Source organism: Tenacibaculum soleae, from assembly GCF_001693415.1.
Lineage (GTDB): Bacteria > Bacteroidota > Bacteroidia > Flavobacteriales > Flavobacteriaceae > Polaribacter > Polaribacter soleae.
In genome coordinates, this window is record NZ_MAKX01000001.1 from 1,193,538 (window position 1) to 1,212,642 (window position 19,105).

13 protein-coding genes are annotated in these 19,105 nt (G+C 31.3%); 12 read left to right on the forward strand and 1 reads right to left on the reverse strand.

The genetic code is table 11. The annotated features are described in order from the left end of the window. Nucleotides 1–26: 26 nt before the first annotated feature. The 3 genes from gyrB to mdh all read left to right on the forward strand — a co-directional run bounded on the left by gyrB (nt 27) and on the right by mdh (nt 4,127). Nucleotides 27–1,964: a DNA topoisomerase (ATP-hydrolyzing) subunit B gene (gene gyrB, locus BA195_RS05575; protein ID WP_068703254.1), complete on the forward strand. Its 1,938-nt coding sequence runs from the start codon at nt 27–29 to the stop codon at nt 1,962–1,964. A gap of 86 nt (nt 1,965–2,050) precedes the next feature. Further along, nucleotides 2,051–3,073, forward strand: coding sequence for a DUF6588 family protein (locus BA195_RS05580; protein WP_068703256.1), 1,023 nt, complete (start codon nt 2,051–2,053; stop codon nt 3,071–3,073). A gap of 127 nt (nt 3,074–3,200) precedes the next feature. Beyond that, on the forward strand, nt 3,201–4,127 hold the full coding sequence (mdh, locus tag BA195_RS05585; RefSeq protein WP_068703258.1) for a malate dehydrogenase: 927 nt from the start codon (nt 3,201–3,203) through the stop codon (nt 4,125–4,127). Between the two features lie 205 nt (nt 4,128–4,332). Here mdh and BA195_RS05590 read toward each other — a convergent pair whose 3' ends face one another. After that, the gene (locus BA195_RS05590) at nt 4,333–5,016 is read right to left on the reverse strand and encodes a cell division ATP-binding protein FtsE (RefSeq protein ID WP_068703260.1); all 684 of its coding nucleotides are present in this window, start codon (nt 5,014–5,016) and stop codon (nt 4,333–4,335) included. Nucleotides 5,017–5,141: 125 nt separating this feature from the next. Here BA195_RS05590 and BA195_RS05595 point away from each other — a divergent pair, with 125 nt between their 5' ends. The 9 genes from BA195_RS05595 to BA195_RS05635 all read left to right on the forward strand — a co-directional run bounded on the left by BA195_RS05595 (nt 5,142) and on the right by BA195_RS05635 (nt 18,977). After that, nucleotides 5,142–8,162 carry a tetratricopeptide repeat protein gene (locus BA195_RS05595; protein WP_084443075.1) on the forward strand — a complete coding sequence of 1,007 codons (3,021 nt, stop codon included), beginning with the start codon at nt 5,142–5,144 and terminating at the stop codon, nt 8,160–8,162. Nucleotides 8,163–8,189: 27 nt separating this feature from the next. After that, entirely contained in the window at nt 8,190–9,983 is a 1,794-nt protein-coding gene (locus tag BA195_RS05600) for a TonB-dependent receptor (RefSeq protein ID WP_084443077.1), read from the forward strand. Nucleotides 9,984–10,133: 150 nt separating this feature from the next. Continuing rightward, nucleotides 10,134–11,570, forward strand: a complete 1,437-nt coding sequence (locus BA195_RS05605) for a M20/M25/M40 family metallo-hydrolase (protein ID WP_068703262.1) — start codon at nt 10,134–10,136, stop codon at nt 11,568–11,570. Nucleotides 11,571–11,573: 3 nt separating this feature from the next. Beyond that, a complete protein-coding gene (locus BA195_RS05610; RefSeq protein ID WP_068703264.1) occupies nt 11,574–11,936 on the forward strand; it encodes a MauE/DoxX family redox-associated membrane protein in 363 nt (120 codons plus the stop codon). Next, nucleotides 11,933–13,546: an amidohydrolase gene (locus tag BA195_RS05615; RefSeq protein WP_068703266.1), complete on the forward strand. Its 1,614-nt coding sequence runs from the start codon at nt 11,933–11,935 to the stop codon at nt 13,544–13,546. Before BA195_RS05610 ends, BA195_RS05615 begins: the two co-directional genes overlap by 4 nt. A 25-nt stretch (nt 13,547–13,571) precedes the next feature. Then, on the forward strand, nt 13,572–14,018 hold the full coding sequence (locus BA195_RS05620; RefSeq protein ID WP_068703268.1) for an FKBP-type peptidyl-prolyl cis-trans isomerase: 447 nt from the start codon (nt 13,572–13,574) through the stop codon (nt 14,016–14,018). Nucleotides 14,019–14,319: 301 nt separating this feature from the next. Next, nucleotides 14,320–14,847, forward strand: a complete 528-nt coding sequence (locus BA195_RS05625; protein WP_068703270.1) for a sigma-70 family RNA polymerase sigma factor — start codon at nt 14,320–14,322, stop codon at nt 14,845–14,847. Nucleotides 14,848–14,903: 56 nt separating this feature from the next. Continuing rightward, nucleotides 14,904–15,725, forward strand: a complete 822-nt coding sequence (locus BA195_RS05630) for a hypothetical protein (RefSeq protein ID WP_068703272.1) — start codon at nt 14,904–14,906, stop codon at nt 15,723–15,725. An 87-nt stretch (nt 15,726–15,812) separates the two neighbouring features. Next, the gene (locus BA195_RS05635; protein WP_068703274.1) at nt 15,813–18,977 is read left to right on the forward strand and encodes a S41 family peptidase; all 3,165 of its coding nucleotides are present in this window, start codon (nt 15,813–15,815) and stop codon (nt 18,975–18,977) included. Nucleotides 18,978–19,105: the final 128 nt, after the last annotated feature.

Genomic DNA, 19,105 nt, shown 5'->3' on the forward strand with positions numbered 1-19,105 from the left:
TAAAAACTAAAAACGCACTTTTCATAATGAGCGAAGAAAAAAAACATAATTATTCAGCCGATAGTATTCAGGCATTAGAAGGAATGGAGCATGTAAGAATGCGTCCGTCGATGTATATTGGAGATGTTGGTGTTAGAGGTTTACATCATTTAGTATATGAAGTTGTAGATAACTCTATTGATGAAGCAATGGGAGGTCATTGTGACGCCATAGATGTTACTATTAATGAAGATAATTCTATAACAACCAAAGATAACGGTCGTGGTATTCCTGTTGGAATTCACAAAAAAGAAGGTGTTTCTGCATTACAGGTTGTAATGACAAAAATTGGAGCTGGAGGTAAATTTGATAAAGATTCATATAAAGTTTCTGGAGGGTTGCACGGAGTAGGTGTAAGTTGTGTAAACGCATTATCAGATCATTTAACAGCGACCGTTCATAAAGAAGGTAAAGTTTGGCAACAAGAATATGAAAAAGGAAAAGCCTTATATCCTGTTAAAACAATAGGAGAAACTGATTTTACAGGTACCATTGTAACTTTTTTACCAGACAAATCAATATTTGCGCAAACTACCGAGTATAATTATGATACACTATCAGCTCGTTTAAGAGAATTAGCTTACTTAAATAAAGGAATCACAATAACTTTAACAGATAAGCGAAATACAGATGATGAAGGTAATTATATCACTGAAACTTTTAAAAGTACAGAAGGATTACCTGAGTTTATTACATATTTAGATAGCACACGAGAGCAATTAACAGCGAATGTTATTTCAATGGAAGGTGAAAAAAATGGAATTCCGGTTGAGGTAGCCATGGTGTATAATACATCATATTCTGAAAACTTACATTCGTATGTAAATAATATTAATACACACGAAGGAGGAACTCATTTATCTGGTTTTAGACGTGGATTAACGCATACCTTAAAAAAATATGCAGACGAATCAGGATTGCTTAAAAATGTAAAGTTTGAAATTGCAGGAGATGATTTTCGTGAAGGATTAACAGCAATCGTTTCTGTAAAAGTAGCAGAACCACAATTTGAAGGACAAACAAAAACAAAATTAGGGAATAGAGAAGTAACCTCTGCTGTATCACAAGCTGTAGCAGAAATGTTAACTGATTATTTAGAAGAGAATCCTAATGATGCTAAAACAATAGTTCAGAAGGTAATCTTAGCCGCACAAGCACGTCATGCCGCGCGTAAAGCACGTGAAATGGTACAGCGTAAAACGGTAATGAGTATTGGTGGTTTACCTGGTAAATTATCTGATTGTTCAGAAACGGATCCAGCACAATGTGAAATTTTCTTAGTTGAGGGAGATTCGGCAGGTGGAACGGCAAAACAAGGTAGAGATCGTAACTTTCAGGCAATTCTTCCGCTACGTGGAAAAATATTGAATGTTGAAAAAGCGATGCAGCATAAAGTTTTTGAAAATGAAGAAATCAAAAACATGTTCACAGCTTTAGGTGTATCTATCGGAACAGAAGAAGATCCAAGAGCTTTAAACTTATCTAAAATACGTTATCATAAAGTAGTTATTATGTGTGATGCCGATGTAGATGGTTCGCATATTGCTACGTTAATTCTTACTTTTTTCTTTAGATACATGAGAGAGATGGTAGAGCAAGGGTATATTTATATTGCAACACCACCTTTATATTTAGTAAAGAAAGGACAAAAAAGAGAATATGCCTGGGATGATAATCAACGTGATTTAATTGCTCAAAAATTAGGAGGAAGTGTAAGTATTCAGCGTTATAAAGGTCTTGGAGAGATGAATGCTGAGCAGTTATGGGATACTACAATGAATCCCGAGTTCAGAACATTACGTCAAGTGACAATTGATAGTATGACAGAAGCTGATAGAGTATTTTCAATGCTAATGGGAGATGAGGTGCCACCACGTAGAGATTTTATCGAACGTAATGCAAAATATGCAAATATTGATGCCTAACAATATCTTAATAATAAAATTAAAAAGCTCAATCTTAAAAGATTGAGCTTTTTTTATACATTTGTTAAAAATAAAAATGTAATAACATGAAAAAAATTACTTTATCACTATTGGCAGTTTTTGGTTTGATGTTTAATGTAAGTGCTCAAGACGGACCAGAAGGAATGTTATTTGCAGACTCAGAAGACACTAATCGTTTAATAAACGCATACATGAACCCAGCAATGAAGGGGCTGGTTTATGGAATGAGTAATGGTTGGTATCATACGGCTAAAGTTCACAAAAAATTTGGATTCGACATTACCATAGGTGTTAGTGGAGCTACTGCACCTTCAAAAGAAGAAATGTTTTCTTTATCTAACTTAAAATCTATAAATCAAGCTACAGGCGGAGGGATAACTTCAGCTACAGTAGTAGGTTCTGAGAATGACGGTAGTAATGCAACAGTAACATTTCAAGAAAATGGAATAACTTATACAGGAACTTTTGAAATGCCTGGAGGAGTTAAAGAAAGTTTACCATTAGACTTTGTTCCTGCACCAGCAATACAGGCAAGTTTAGGATTGCCTTTTAAATCGGAAGTGATTTTACGTTTTGTACCTAAGGTTGGAGAAGATGATGTAAAAGGGAGCTTGTTTGGTATTGGGCTTAAAAAAGAGATAACTAGTTGGTTTGGTCCTTTAGATAAATTACCACTTCACGTATCTATATTAGCAGCATACACAACAATGGGGGTTGATTATGATATAAAAGATGAAAATACAAGCGATAATATTGCTATCGAAAATGGAAAAATAGATTTTGATTTAAATTCTTATACAGTTCAAGCAATTGCTTCGTTAAACTTTCCAATCATTAATGTTTATGGAGGTGTTGGGTATACAGGAGGTTCATCAAGTGTAGACATGTTAGGTAAATATACATTATCATACAATGCCTCTTTAAATCAAAGAGTTCTTAATGACCCTTTAAATTTAGATTCTAATACTGGCAGATTTAACGCAACTATAGGTACACGGTTAAGTTTAGGTTTCTTTAAAATATTTGGAAGTTATACAATGCAAGAATATAATTCTGTAAATGCAGGTATTGCTTTTAGCTTTAGATAAGCAACACTAAAAATAAGATAGATAAAACCTCGTTGAAATTTCAATGAGGTTTTGTTTTTATATCCATAGTCAAATCGTTATTTTTGTGCAACTTAAATTAATCATCACAATTAAATAGATAAAAAAAATGAAAGTAACAGTTGTAGGAGCAGGTGCTGTAGGTGCAAGTTGTGCAGAGTACATTGCAATTAAAAATTTCGCATCAGAAGTTGTATTAGTAGATATTAAGGAAGGTTTTGCTGAAGGTAAAGCAATGGATTTAATGCAAACAGCTTCTTTAAATGGTTTTGATACTAAAATTACAGGTACTACTGGTGATTATAGTAAAACTGCAGGTTCGGATGTTTGTGTAATTACTTCAGGTATTGCTCGTAAACCAGGTATGTCTCGTGACGAGTTGTTGGGAATCAATGCAGGTATTGTAAAAACGGTAGCTTCTAGTTTAGTAGCAGAATCACCTAATACAATTATCATTGTGGTTTCTAATCCAATGGATACTATGACTTATTTAGTACATAAAGCAACTGGATTACCTAAAAATAGAATTATTGGTATGGGTGGAGCTTTAGATTCTGCTCGTTTTAAATATCGTTTAGCAGAAGCTTTAGGAGCGCCTATTTCTGATGTAGATGGAATGGTTATTGGAGGGCATTCAGATAAAGGAATGGTTCCTTTAACGCGTTTAGCTACTCGTAACTCTGTACCAGTTTCTGAATTTTTATCAGAGGAAAGGTTAGAACAAGTAAAACAAGATACTAAAGTTGGTGGAGCAACTTTAACAGGTTTATTAGGTACTTCTGCGTGGTATGCACCAGGAGCAGCGGTTTCAGGGATGGTACAAGCGATTGCTTGTGATACTAAGAAAATATTTCCATGTTCAACTTTATTAGATGGTGAATACGGATTATCAGATTTATGTATTGGAGTTCCTGTTGTTTTAGGTAAAGATGGAATTGAAAGTATTGTAACAATTAATTTATCTGATGCAGAAAAAGAACACTTAACGGCATCAGCTGAAGCTGTTAAAAATAACAATGCTGCTTTAAATTTATAGATAGTTTTTGTTGTAGTAACATAAAAAAACCTGTGTAGTTTTAACTATACAGGTTTTTTATTTAAAAAAAAAATAATTTTTTGTAAGGCTTTGTAAGAAATAGCGTCTTATGTAAAAGAGAAGCATACATAGTGTTTCTTTTTCATAGTTTTTCATAGCAATTTTCCCACTTCATTCGTGAAGTGGGTTATTTTTTACTTAAAAACTACACTGTTTGTTGTACTACTTCAAACAACTCTCCGCCTTCACATTTAATTGTTTTTTGCTTAAATTTTACAATTAACTGATAGTCATGTGTAGCCATTAAAATAGTTTTTCCGCTTTTGTGAATTTCATTTAATAGCTGCATTACTTCTAAAGATGTTTTAGGGTCTAAATTTCCCGTAGGCTCATCAGCTAAAATTAACTCAGGATCGTTTAATAATGCTCTAGCAATAGCTACCCGTTGTTGCTCACCTCCAGAAAGTTCAAATGTTTTTTTGTAGTATTTTTCTTTCATACCTACTTTGTCTAAAACCTCATAAATCTTATCTTTCATTTCAGTTTTGTTTTTCCATCCAGTGGCTTTTAAAACAAATTCTAGATTTTCAAAAACGTTTCGATCGTTTAGTAATTTAAAATCCTGAAAAACGATCCCTAATTTTCTTCTTAAAAAAGGAATGTCATTTTCTTTCATCTGTTTTAAATCAAAACCTACAATTTCGCCCAAACCACGTTGCAAGCGTAAATCGCCATAAAGCGTTTTTAGTAAGCTACTTTTACCGCTTCCTGTTTTTCCTATCAAATAATAAAAATCACCTCTATTTAATTTGAAGTTGATTTTTGATAACACTAAATTGTCTTGCTGATAAATATCAGCATTTTCAAGATGTAAAACAGGTTTTTCCATAAATCGATTGGTTTTTACAAATCTAAAATTTTATTATGTAATTCTATAACATTTCTTACTTTTGATGCGTTGTTTTCCAACAAAAACAAAAAAGGAACGTTATACCTCTTAGATAACTAAAAAATATGAGATTTATTTGTTACAAAAAAAGCTATTATTTATTATTTATAATCGCTTTTTCAACAACGATAGTAGCCCAAGAATCAGCCATTAATTCAGCAATAACAGCCAATTATCATAAGGCAGTAAAACTATACAATAACAAAGCTTACGCCGCTGCGCAGAGTTTGTTTATTGAGGTTTCAAAGAATGCGAATATTCATGAAAACAAGAAATCAGAAGCTGATTATTATGATGCAATGTGTGCTATAAAGTTAATACAAGACGATGCCAATGATAAGGTGTTAGCATTTGTAGAAAATTACCCGTATAGTAATAAAAAAGAAAAAGCTTTTTTAAATGTGGGTAACTATTATTTTGCTAACAGAAAAGCGGCACATGCATTAAAATGGTATCAAAAAGTAAATGAAAAACTATTAAGCCAGCCAGAAAGAGATGAGTTAAACTATAAAATGGGATATGCTTTATTGGTTTCTAATTATTTAAAAGATGCAAAATCTAGATTTCAAACCTTGTTAGGAAACCCAATTTATGGTAACGATGCCCGCTATTACTTTGGATATATTGCATACAAACAAGAGAATTTTGGAGAAGCAGAAAATAATTTAAGCCAACTAGCAAATGACGCAACGTATCAGGCAAAAGCTAATTATTATATTTTAGATATTAGTTTTAAAGCAGGACGTTTTGATAAGTCGGTTAAAATAGGAACACAGCTTTTAGAAAAGTCAAAAGACGAAAAAGAGATTTCTCAAATATCTAAAATAGTTGGAGAAAGTTATTTTAACCTAAAAAAATACGCTGAGGCAATTCCGTATTTAACAGCTTATAAAGGAAAAAACGGAAAATGGAATAATACTGATTATTATTATTTAGGATACGCCTATTATCAGCAAAAAAACTATGAAGAAGCAATTGGTAACTTTAATAAAATTATAGATGGTAATAACAAAGTAGCTCAAAATGCTTACTATCATTTAGGGGAGTGTTATTTAGAATTACAAAAAAAACCAGCAGCGTTAAATGCATTTAAAAATGCTAGCGAGATGGATTTTGATTTAAAAATAACAGAAAGTGCTTCGTTAAGCTACGCAAAGTTAAGTTACGAGCAGGGAAATCCGTATAAAAGTGTACCAGATGTATTAAAAGATTTTTTAGCAAAATATCCTAATTCATCCAATGCATCTGAAATAAATGACTTGTTAATTACTTCTTATTTACACCAGCAAGATTATCAAGGAGCTTTAGATTATTTGAGCACCACAAAATCTATTGCTAACGAAAATATAGCGAAAGAAGTGTCATTATATAGAGGGATTCAATTATTCAATGAAGATAAATTATTAGAAGCAAAATCATTTTTTAAGACAGCAACTGCATCACAAAATAGTTTAGTGAATAATAAAGCAACCTTTTGGTTAGCAGAAACTGAATATTTATTAGGTAATTATAAAAATGCTCTAACTAATTTTTTATTAATAACTGACACAAGTTTAGAAGACACTAAAAGATTAGAGTACCACATAGCATACGCTTATTTTAAACAAAAAGAATATGAAAAATCAGCAAAACATTTTCAACAATTTTTGGCACTTAAGTTAGATGATAATGATATAAATGATGATGCTTCAAATCGATTAGGAGATTCTTATTATGCTTCTAAAAATTATTCAAAAGCAATAGAATCGTATAAAAAAGTAATTGACGAAGGTGGTGTTGGAGCAGATTATGCACAGTATCAAACAGCAATGAGTTATGGTTTTAAAGGGGAAAATGATGCTAAAATTACAAGTTTGAAAAAATTGGTGACCAACCATACAGATTCTCAATTACAAGACGATGCTTTATTTCAAATAGCAACAACGTATACAACGATAAACAACTCGAGCCAAGCGCAAAAAACATATAATAGTTTATTGTCAAAACACGCAACTAGTAATTACGTACCTACTGTTTTGTTACGTCAAGGATTGTTATACTACAATAATAATAAAAACACAAAAGCATTACAAAAATATAAGGAAGTAGTAGCAAAACATCCAAATTCAAAAGAAGCAAAACAAGCAGTTACTAATGTTAAAAATGTATATATAGATATCGGTAAGGTTGATGAATATGCGACATGGGTTAAAAACGTGAAATTTGTAAACGTTACGGATGCTGAGCTTGATAATGCAACCTATCAAGCTGCTGAAAATAAATTTTTAGAAAATAATAATACAAAAGCAATCACAGGTTTTCATAAGTATCTTCAAGCATTTCCTGGCGGAATTAATGCATTAAAAGCACATTTTTATTTAGCGCAATCTTATAATAATACACATCAGTTTAAAAGCGCTGTTCCGCATTATACTTATGTGATTACTCAAAATAAAAGTGAATTTACAGAAGAATCACTAACTAAATTAGCTAAAATTTATTTAGAAAAAGAAGATTGGGATAACGGAATGAAAATTTTAGCACAGCTAGAAAAACAAGCCAATTATCCGCAAAATATCACCTTTGCACAAAGTAACTTAATGAAAGGATATTACAATAAAAAGGAATATACAAATGCAATAAGTTATGCCGAAAAAGTTTTAGGAAAAGGAAAAGTAGCCACAAATATCATTGAAGATGCTAAAGTAATAATGGCACGATGTGCTTTTAAAACCAATGATTATTTAACGGCAGAAGAGTTTTTTAATGAAGTAGGTAAAAACGCTACAGGTGAGTTAAAAGCTGAAACATTATATTACAATGCTTTCTTTTTAAATGATTATAAAGATTACGAAGCATCTAACAAAGCGGTACAAAATTTAATAGCTAATTATTCATCATACAAATATTGGGGAGTAAAAAGTTATATTATTATGGCTAAAAATTATTATGCTTTAAAAGATGCTTATCAGGCAACCTACATCTTAGAAAACATTATTAAAAACTTTACACAATTTAAAGATGTAATTGAAGAAGCTACTAATGAACTTCGTTCAATTAAAAATAAAGAAGCTAAAACCAACGAATCAGTAACTAACCAAAACTAAAATTTGTTACTAACAAAAAAGAGTTCAATGATTAAATCAATGAGAAAGTATTTAGGTTTACTTGTTTTATTTGTAATAACAATTGCAAATGCGCAAGAAAAAAAAGCATCCGAAAAAGCAAAAGATTCCATTATAAAAACCGAGGTAGTAAAGGTGGTAACCTCTTATGTACCTAAAATTACTGATGCTTTTAAAATAAAACAAAAACCAATAATAAAGCATACTAAAGAAACCCAAAAAAAAGCGTTAGAATACACAATTTTTTCAGTGCCTGTTGCTTCTACATTTATTCCTAAAAGTGGTGTAATGAAAAAGGTAGATTTAGGAAAAAGAGAAACGCTATATGATAATTATTTTTCTTTAGGTTTAGGAAATAAGATCACCCCTTTTTTAGAAGCTTATATACGACAAAACGAAAGTTATAACAGTGAGTTGGGGGGGCATTTAAAATTTTTATTATCAGCAGATCCAGTAGAAAAAACACGATTAAGCAGTACTTTTTACGATCTTAGTTTAAATTTATTTTATGCTCAACAAGAGCGTTACTTAAATTGGAGAGCAGGTATTGAAGCAGCACGAAATAAACACAATTGGTATGGTTTACCAACTAATATAAATTTTACAGACGCAACTATAAGTGCTATTGAAGAAGAGCAATCATACACCTCTTTTAAAGTTTTTGGAACTATAAAATTTGACGATTCTTATTTAGAAGAAGGTAATGCTGCTGTTTCATTTTTAACAGACGGAATAAGTAGTAGTGAGTTTTTAATAGATGGAAACGCAAAGTTTAGATTACCGTTAGATAATTTTCATCGTCAATTAAACGATCTTTATATAAATACGACGCTAAGCTATTTAGGTACTAAATTTGAAAACGAATATGCTACAAGAGGTGAGTTAAAACATAGCTTTTTTAATTTAGGGGTACACCCAACGTACAATTTTAGAGTGCAAGACTTGGCAATTAAAATAGGAGCAAAAGCGTATTTTTCGTTAGATTTAGAAAATAGAAATAACAACTTTTTTATATACCCAGATGTAGAAATTTCATATCCAATAGTAAAAGATTTTGCAAATGTTTTTGTGGGTGCTTCAGGAGATTTAGAAACCAATACTTATAAAAGTTTATCAAGCAAAAACCCTTACATTTCACCAACGCAAAAATTATTACAAACAAATACTAAATACAATGCCTTTGTAGGAGTTAGAGGGAAGTTAGATGGGCAGTTTAGTTATAACTTTAAAGCAAGTTATACAGATATAGAAAACAACCCGTTTTTTGCCGTAAATCAATCAAAATCTAACGGAGATAATATTGCAGGAGTAGATGCTTTTTCTTTCTACGGATATGATTATGGAAACTCATTTAATACAATATATGACGATATTAAAAAAACTTCTTTTTTTGGAGAAGTTGCTTTTGAAGGAGTTAAAAATCTTAGTATTGGTTTAAATGGGCAGTTTAATAATTTTACCTTAACAAAGGAATTAGAACCTTGGAACACTCCAAAAATTAATGGAGAACTTTTTGGAACTTACAAAACTGATAAATGGTTTGCAGGAGCAAATCTATTTTTCGTAGGCGAACGAAAAGGAAAATTATATGAAGTTTTACCAGCTAAAAACTTTTCAACTATTACGATGGATGCCTATTTTGATATTAATTTTAATGGAGGGTACCATTTTAATGATTCATTTTCGGTTTTTTTAAATCTTAATAACATATTGAATAATAGCTACCAAAGGTTCAATAATTTTAACGTGCAAGGTTTTCAGGCAATGGGAGGTTTAACTTGGAAATTTGATACTATTTTCTAAAAAAAAACAAGCTAATATTGGTGTATAAAACTATTTGCAAAGTGTAATTACACTAGTATTGTAATAATTGGTATAAATTATAGTTTTATTGGTTTTTTTACGATTAAAATATAAAACTTACATTTAGGGCACATTAAAACAGTGTTATAAATGAAAAAACTATCCATCTTATTAATCACAGGACTATTTGTAGTTTCTTGTAAAACAGCAAAAAAAGAAACAACCTTAACATCTAAAGATTTTTCTTCGGAAGAAAAAATAGATTCTACACAAATAAAGCACCTATTTAATACAGCTTTAACCAAAGGGAAGTCGTACGAATGGTTGAGAGATTTAACCACTAATGTTGGTAGTCGATTATCAGGTTCAGAGGGAGCAGCAAAGTCGGTTGTTTGGAGTGAGAAATTAATGAAAGAAGTAGGATTAGATTCTGTTTGGTTGCAACCAGTTATGGTTCCGCATTGGGTTCGTGGAGAAAAAGAGGTGGCTAATTATAACTTTAACGGCAAAGAAATTAATGTGCCTGTTTGTGCTATCGGAGGATCTATTGCAACACCAATTAACGGAATTACAGCCGAAGTTATTGAAGTAAAAAGTTTAAAAGAAGCTGAAAGTTTAGGTACTAAAGCACAAGGGAAAATAGTTTTTTTTAATGGTGCTTTTGATAATACATTAATTCAAACATTTAAAGCCTACGGCGGATGTGTAGGGCAGCGATTTGGTGGTGCAGCAGCTGTAGGTAAATTTGGTGCAAAAGCGGTAATAGTACGTTCAATGACTAACGGAATTGATGATTATCCGCATACAGGGTCAATGGGATATGGAGATATTCCTAAATCAGAATATATTCCTTCAGCAGCAATTAGTTCAAGAGCTGCCGAAAATTTAAGTAAGCATTTAAAAGAGAATCCTACACTTAAATTTTATTTAAAACAAAGTTGTGAAATTTTACCAGATGCTCCTTCACACAATGTAGTTGGAGAGATTAAGGGAAGTGAAAACCCAGATAATATTATGGTAATCGGGGGGCATTTAGATTCTTGGGATTTGGGTGATGGTGCTCATGATGACGGAACAGGAATTGTGCAATCATTAGAGGTTGCTTATTTATTAAAAAAGAATAATGTCAAACCTAAAAACACCATCCGAATCGTGTTTTTTATGAATGAAGAAAACGGTTTGCGTGGCGCAACGGAATATGCACGTTTGGCAAAATTAAATAACGAGCATCATATCGGAGCTTTAGAATCAGATGCAGGAGGACATACACCTAGAGGGTTTTCTATTGATGCAAATGATAAAAACAGAAAGTTATTACAAAGCTGGAAAAAATTATTAGCCCCTTATGGATTGCACGATATTACCGCAGGCGGAAGCGGTGCAGATATCGGTCCGTTAAAAGATGACCATGTTACTTTGGTAGGGTATCGCCCAGATTCGCAACGTTACTTTGATTATCATCATGCAGCTACTGATACTTTCGATAAAGTTAATAAACGCGAACTAGAATTAGGAAGCGCATCAATGGCAAGTATTGTGTATTTGATGGATAAATATTTATATAATAACGAAACCATTAAACCATAATTTATGGATGTTTTAGTTTTAATACTCCGAATAATTTTTGGAGTATTTTTAGCATACGTAGGAATCATGCATTTTGTAAAGCCTCGTTTTTTTAACGGATTTATACCAAAACCATTACCTAAGTTAACAGTAAATTATATAGCTGGTTTTGTAGAGTTTACAATCGGAATAGGTCTTTTATTTAATGCAACAGTAAAAAATGCAGCCATCGGTTTTTTTATATTGATGATTATTTTCTTACCATTACACATATGGGATTTGTTCAGAGAAAAACCCGCAATTGGTTCTAAGAAAATCGCAATTATACGCTTGCCTATACAATTCTTACTTTTATATATCGCATATTTAATATATTCAAACTCATGAAAAAATTATTATTACTTTTTGTAATTTCAATAGCTGTTGTTTCTTGTAAACAACAAGAAAAAGTAGATTTAATAGTTGCAAATGCAAATGTGTATACAGTAAATTCAAATTTTGATAAAGCAGAAAGTTTTGCTGTAAAAGAGGGTAAGTTTATAGCTGTTGGAACAAACAAAGAAATTCAAGAAAAATATGCTGCATTAAAAACAATTGATGCCAAAAATAAAGCGGTATATCCTGGTTTTATAGATGGACATTGTCATTTTTACGGATTAGGTTTACAGCAGCAAAAAGTGAACTTAGTAGGAACAAAAAGTTACGATGAAGTATTACAGAAGTTAGTTGCATTTCAGAAAGAAAAAAGTACGAATTTTATTACAGGTCGTGGTTGGGATCAAAATGATTGGGAAGTAAAAGAATTTCCAACCAAAGAAAAATTAGACGCTTTATTTCCTGAAACTCCCGTGGCAATTCGTAGAATTGACGGACATGCAATGTTGGTAAATCAAACAGCTATTAATTTAGCAGGAATCACTATTAATACTAAAATTGATGGAGGTGAATTTGTCAAAAAAGAAGGACAACTTACAGGTGTTTTAATAGATAATGCAATGAATTTTATTAAAGTTCCAAAACCGAATAAACAAGAACAAATCCAAGCTCTAAAAGATGCTGAGAAAATTTGTTTTGATTTAGGTTTAACAACTGTTGATGATGCAGGACTAGATAAACAAGTTATTGAATTGATAGATAGTTTGCAGCAAACAGGCGATTTAAAAATGCGTATTTACGCAATGATTTCTAACAATAAAGAAAACTTAGATTACTACCTGAATAAAGGTATTATTAAAACAGATAGGTTACATGTTCGTTCGGTTAAAGTGTATGCAGATGGAGCTTTAGGTTCGCGAGGAGCTGCTTTAAAGGATGCATATGCTGATAAAAAAGGACATTTTGGTGCTTTGGTAAACTCGTATGATGATCTTCAGCGTTTAGCAAAAAGAATTGCTACTTCAGAGTATCAAATGAATACGCACGCCATAGGAGATTCAGCAAATTATGTAATGCTTAATACGTACAATAAAGTGTTGAAAAATAAAGAAAATCGCCGTTGGAGAATTGAACATGCTCAAATTGTAGCTTTAAAAGATTTTCATCATTTTAAAAACATTTTGCCATCAATTCAACCAACACATGCTACCAGTGATATGTATTGGGCTGAAGATCGTGTAGGAGCAGCAAGAATTAAAGGTGCTTATGCTTATAATGATTTATTGAAACAATACGGTAAAGTTGCTTTAGGAACTGATTTCCCTATTGAAAACGTAAGTCCGTTATATACCTATTATGCAGCAACTATAAGAAAAGATTTAAAAGGGTATCCTGAAAAAGGATATCAAATGAATAATGCTTTATCAAGAGAAAATGCTTTAAAAGGGATGACTATTTGGAATGCTTTTGCTAATTTTGAAGAAGCTGAAAAAGGAAGCATCGAAGTTGGTAAACTTGCCGATTTTATCACCTTAGAAAATGATATTGTAACTGTTGCAGGTAACAAAATTCCGAATACAAAAGTTTTAGCAACGTATGTAAGTGGCGAAAAAGTAAATTAATCAAATTATAAAACGAACCCCTTTTATGAAAATGTATTTTTATATAGTATTAGTAGCATTATTTATGTCATGTAGTAGTGACGATGATATTAATTATGACGCCAAAAATGAAGCAGATATTGTTAAATATATTGCTGATAATAATTTATCAGCAACTAAAAGCAATTCAGGGTTGTATTATATTATAAGTAGCGAAGGTAATGGAACAAGACCAACAGTAACATCAAATGTGAAAGTAGCTTATAAAGGTTATTTTTTAAATGGAGATATTTTTGATCAAAATACAGCAGGAGTTGAATTTAACTTACAAGAAGTTATTAAAGGGTGGACAGAAGGAATTACATATTTTAAAGAAGGAGGTAAGGGTGTTTTATTGGTTCCATCAAAATTAGGATACGGAAGTAATGGAAGGTCTGGAATACCTGGTGGATCGGTTTTAATTTTTGATATTAACTTGTTAGAGGTAAATTAAAAAGTAGTAACTTTTTTAAACACGTTAAATAATTATTGTTTAACGTGTTTTTTTATACATAAAAATGCATCTTTTTTTATGTTAAAAAGTCTACTATATGAATTTAAAATATAAATATCATGAAATATAAAAATCAATGTACGTGCAATTGTGATGGTTGTAAAACGGGAAATTGTTCAAATTGTACTTGCGAAAGCTGTTCATGTAACAATTGCAACTGTTAAACAACAAGTTTGTTAACTATAACAGAAATTATTCTTAAATTTATAAGGAATAATTTCTGTTTTTATTTCAATATAAAATGACAACAAATCAAGTTTGGACACAATATGCAGATGATGTTAAATACTTTATTTTAAGTAAGGTAAAAGATGTTGCGATAGCAGATGATATTTTGCAAGACACTTTTATAAAAATACATACCAAATTGCATGTTACGAAGTTGAAATCGTGGATTTTTACCATTGCCAGAAATACTATGATGGATTATTTTAAAACTACAAATAAAACTTTTGAATTGGCTGGTTTCGAAACTGAAACAAAAATAGAAGAACAAGAACATACTGAAAAAGATTGCTTACAAGGCATCTTACAAAACTTACCTAAAATATATCGAGATCCTTTGTTTTTATCTGATATTAAAGGCTTGAAGCAACAAGAGGTTGCCGATATTTTAAAACAAAGTTTATCAACAACAAAATCACAAATTCAACGCGCTCGTAGATTGATGGCAAAAGGATTTATGGATTGTTGCGGCTTTGTATTAAATGAAGAGGGCAAGCTTGTTGGAGAGGTTCAGGACAAGGGTGATTGTAAAGTATGTAGATAAATAAAGTAATGATTTAATGTTTTTGTTAATTTTGATTAAAATAAAAATATAAAAAAATGAAAATTAGCTTAGTACTTAATATTGTTTTAGCCTTTGTTTTAGTTTCGTGTAAAAATCAAGAAAATAAAATAAATAAACAGGCACCTAATCAAAATCAGGTAGAGTTTAAAAATAAAGGACATAAACTAGTTTATCAAATGATAAAAAAAGTAGGAGACTATGATGTGCTTTATAATAAAAAAGATGTTGCATATACATATACTTATAAAACACCTAAAGGTGAGATAGATGTATCTACTGAGAAGTATATTTTCGAGGGGGAATTGTCATACGGTAGATATAAAAAACATGAAAGAACGTTGCCTAATCTAGAAGGTCAAATAGAGCAAGGTTATGACGGAAGTAAGTTTTGGTTAAAGAATAATGGAAAAATAGTAAAAGATTCTGTCGCATTAAAAAGAGTTGCTTTTAATAGGCCTACCAATTATTATTGGTTTACCATGATGCAAAAGTTATTAGATCCAGGTGTGAGGTATAAATTTATTAAAGAAGAGTTTATCGGTAAAATAAAATACGATGTTGTTAAGATTACATTTGAGTCTGAAAACAATGAGGCAAAAGATATTTATCAACTTTATATAAATCAGCAAACAAAGTTAGTTGATCAATTTTTATTTACCGTTATGGACTTTGGGAAAACAGAACCTTTTTTAATGGAATTGAAATATGAAAATATTGAAGGGTTATTAATACCAACAAAACGTAGGTATAAAAGTTCTAATTGGAATGCAGAGGTAACAAAAAAACCATGGATATTAGTTGATTGGTCAGATATTAAATTTAATAATAATTTAAGTAAACTTGAGTTTGAACAATAAATTTTAATGTTTTAAAAGTTAAAGTATTCATAATTTTTATAAAAAAAAATGTGAATGCTTTAATTTCGTTTGTATAAAATCAAACAGATGTCTAAAAAAATTCTATTCCTATTCGCAATGCTATTTAGTTTTGGTATTGCAATTTCGCAAAATTCTTTAATTCGAAAACCAGCTATAAGTAATGATGGTTCACAAATGGCTTTCAGTTATCATGGCGATATTTGGTCATATAATTTTAGGAATAAACAGGCAAAAAGATTAACAATTCATAAAGGGTACGAAAGCAATCCGGTGTGGAATATTAACGATACCGAAATCGCATTTTCATCAAACAGAAAAGGAAATGATAATGTGTTTACAACGACTCTTAATGGAGGAGTGCCAAAACAACTAACGTATTATCCAACAGCAAATATTCCTACCGATTGGACATCAAAAGGTACTGTTGTATTTACCACAGGAAGAGTTTATCGTGGCCCAGAATGGGATAAGCAAATGTATACGGTAAATGAAAAAGGAGGTACGCCACAACGATTATTAACAGCTTATGGTGAGTTAGCTTCGGTTTCTCCTAACGGTAAATTAATTGCGTTTACTAAAGGAGCTTGTCGTATTGCTCGTGAAGATTATTCAGGTTCTGCACAAAGAGATATTTGGATTTACAACACAGATACAAAAAAGTATAATCAAATTACTACAAGTAATAAAAACGATCATTCGCCTAAATGGGATGCTGCTGGTAATTTATATTATATCGGCGCAAAAAGTGGACGTTATAACGTATATAAACAAGCAATCTCATCAAACGGAACAGCTAATGGAAACGCAACACAGTTAACATCAGAGAAAAAAGATGGAGTTAGAGAGTTTTCAGTAAGTAATAACGGAACGTTTATTTATTTAAGCGGTGTAAATTTGTTTAAAGTTGAAAATGGTTCGAAACAAAAAATAAGCTTAAATCTTTCTTCGGATAATCGATTTGAAGAAGAAATAACAAAAACAGTTTCAAACGGAATTAGCAGTTACGCGGTTTCTCCTAACGGAAAAAGTATCGCACTTGAAATTAACGGTGAAATTTTTGTAAAAGAAAACAATAAAGAAAAGAAGCGCTCTAATAATGTAAGTAAGCATTTGTTTAGAGATCGTAATCCGCAATGGATAAATGATAAAACAGTTGTTTTTTCTTCAGATAGGAACGGAGTTTATCAGTTGTATAGTGTAGTTTCTACAGATACATTAGTTGGTTTACATCGTAGTTTAAAAACAAGGGTGACGAAATTAACAAGCCATAAAGAAGATGTAATGGGGTCGTTAGTTTCACCTGACGGAAAAAAAATAGCTTATCAAGTTGGTCGAGGAATTTTAATGATTGCTGATATTAAAGGTGGAAAAATTGTAAATGCTAAAGAATATTCTAATTCTTGGGCGGCAGCAGAAGGTGTTTCTTGGAGTCCAGACAGTAAATATATAGCATATTCTCAAGAAGATTTAAATTTTGATAGTGAAATATTTATCCAATCGATTGCTGATAAATCTACAAAAATGAATGTTTCTATGCATCCACGTAGTGATGCGAATCCGGTTTGGAGTGCAGATGGTAAAAAATTAGCATTTTTATCGAACAGAAGCGGAATGAACTATGATGTTTGGATGGTTTGGTTAGATAAAACCGATTGGGAAAAATCGAAAATTGATCACGAAGAAGGAACTTACTATCCTGAGAAAAAAGAAAAAAAGACTAGTAAATCTGATAAAAAGAATAAGAAGAAAAAAACAGTTCTTGTTAAGATAGATCAGGATAAAATTTATGATCGTTTGGTACAAGTAACTTCTTTACAAGATAATGAGTATAGCCCAATGTTTAGTGCTGATAGTAAATTTATTTACTTTTCAGCAACAAATCCAGCTAACAAAAAAAGAAGTACTTACAAAGTGAAATGGGACGGAAGTAAGCCAAAAGCTATAAAAAGTGTAAGCGGAGCAAGAGGGATATCAGAAAATAAAGGAAAAGTTTATTTTACTTCAAAAGGTCGTTTAAATCAACTAGATACAAAATCAGATAAAGTAACAAAATTACCACATTCGGCTACGTATACAAAAAATACTAAAAAAGAATACGAGCAAGTTTTTGAAGAAGGGATACGTGTTTTAACTGCAGGTTTTTACGATCCAGAATTTCACGGTTATGATTGGAATAGTTTGGTGAAAAAGTATAGGCCATGGGTTTTATCAGCTACAACTCATCAAGATTATACTTATATGTATAATTTATTATTAGGACAGTTAAACGCGAGTCATATGGGATATAGAGGTGCTGCGCCAAGAAATATTAATGATAAAGTTGGTTTACTAGGTTTAGATGTTGTAAACACGAAAGGTGGCGTAAAAGTGAATTATATTTTACAAAATACGGTTGCAGATAAATCGAAAAGTACTTTAAAAGTAGGAGATGTTATTACAGCTGTAAATGGAAATAAAATAGCTAAAAATACTAACTTTTATCAACTATTAAAAAATACACAAGGTAACGAAGTGTTATTAAGTTTAAAAAACGGTAAAGATGTGGTGTTAAGACCACAACGATCTATTAGGAGTCAACAGTATGAAGCTTGGATAACTTCTCGTAAAAAACTAGTTGATGAATACTCAAACGGGCAATTAGGATATATTCATATACAAGGAATGAATATGCCAAGTTTTGAGCGTTTTGAGCGTGAATTAAAAGCTAGTGGATACGGAAAAAAAGGAATTGTAATTGATGTGCGTTATAATGGCGGTGGATGGACTACCGATCGATTAATGGCTGTTTTAAATGTAGATCAGCATGCCTATACAGTACCAAGAGGAGCCGCTAAAAGTTTAAAGAATAATAAAAAATTTACTAAAAATTATCCGTTTAACGAACGTGCAATTTTATCAGTAAATACAAAGCCAGTTGTTGCTTTGTGTAACGAAAATAGTTATTCGAATGCTGAGATTTTTTCTCATGCATTTAAAAACTTGGGTTTAGGTAAATTAGTAGGGCAACCTACATTTGGAGCCGTAGTTTCTACTGGTTCAGCAAGATTACAAAATGGGTCTATCCGTATGCCGTTTAGAGCTTGGTTTGTTAAAAAATCAGGAAAGAATATGGAAAATGAAGCACCAGCTGTTCCAGATTATTTAGTGAAAAATGCTCCAGGTTGGAAAGAAAGAGGAGAGGATGCGCAATTACTGAAAGCTGTTGAGGTTTTATTACAAGATATAAAGTAAGATAATTTTAATAGTAAATAATTAACGAAACCTGAACAATTTTAAAAAGATTGTTCAGGTTTTTGTTTTAAAATTGTTCGATGAATAGGTGAAAACCTGTTTTTTATAATTGTATTGTTTTTATTTTG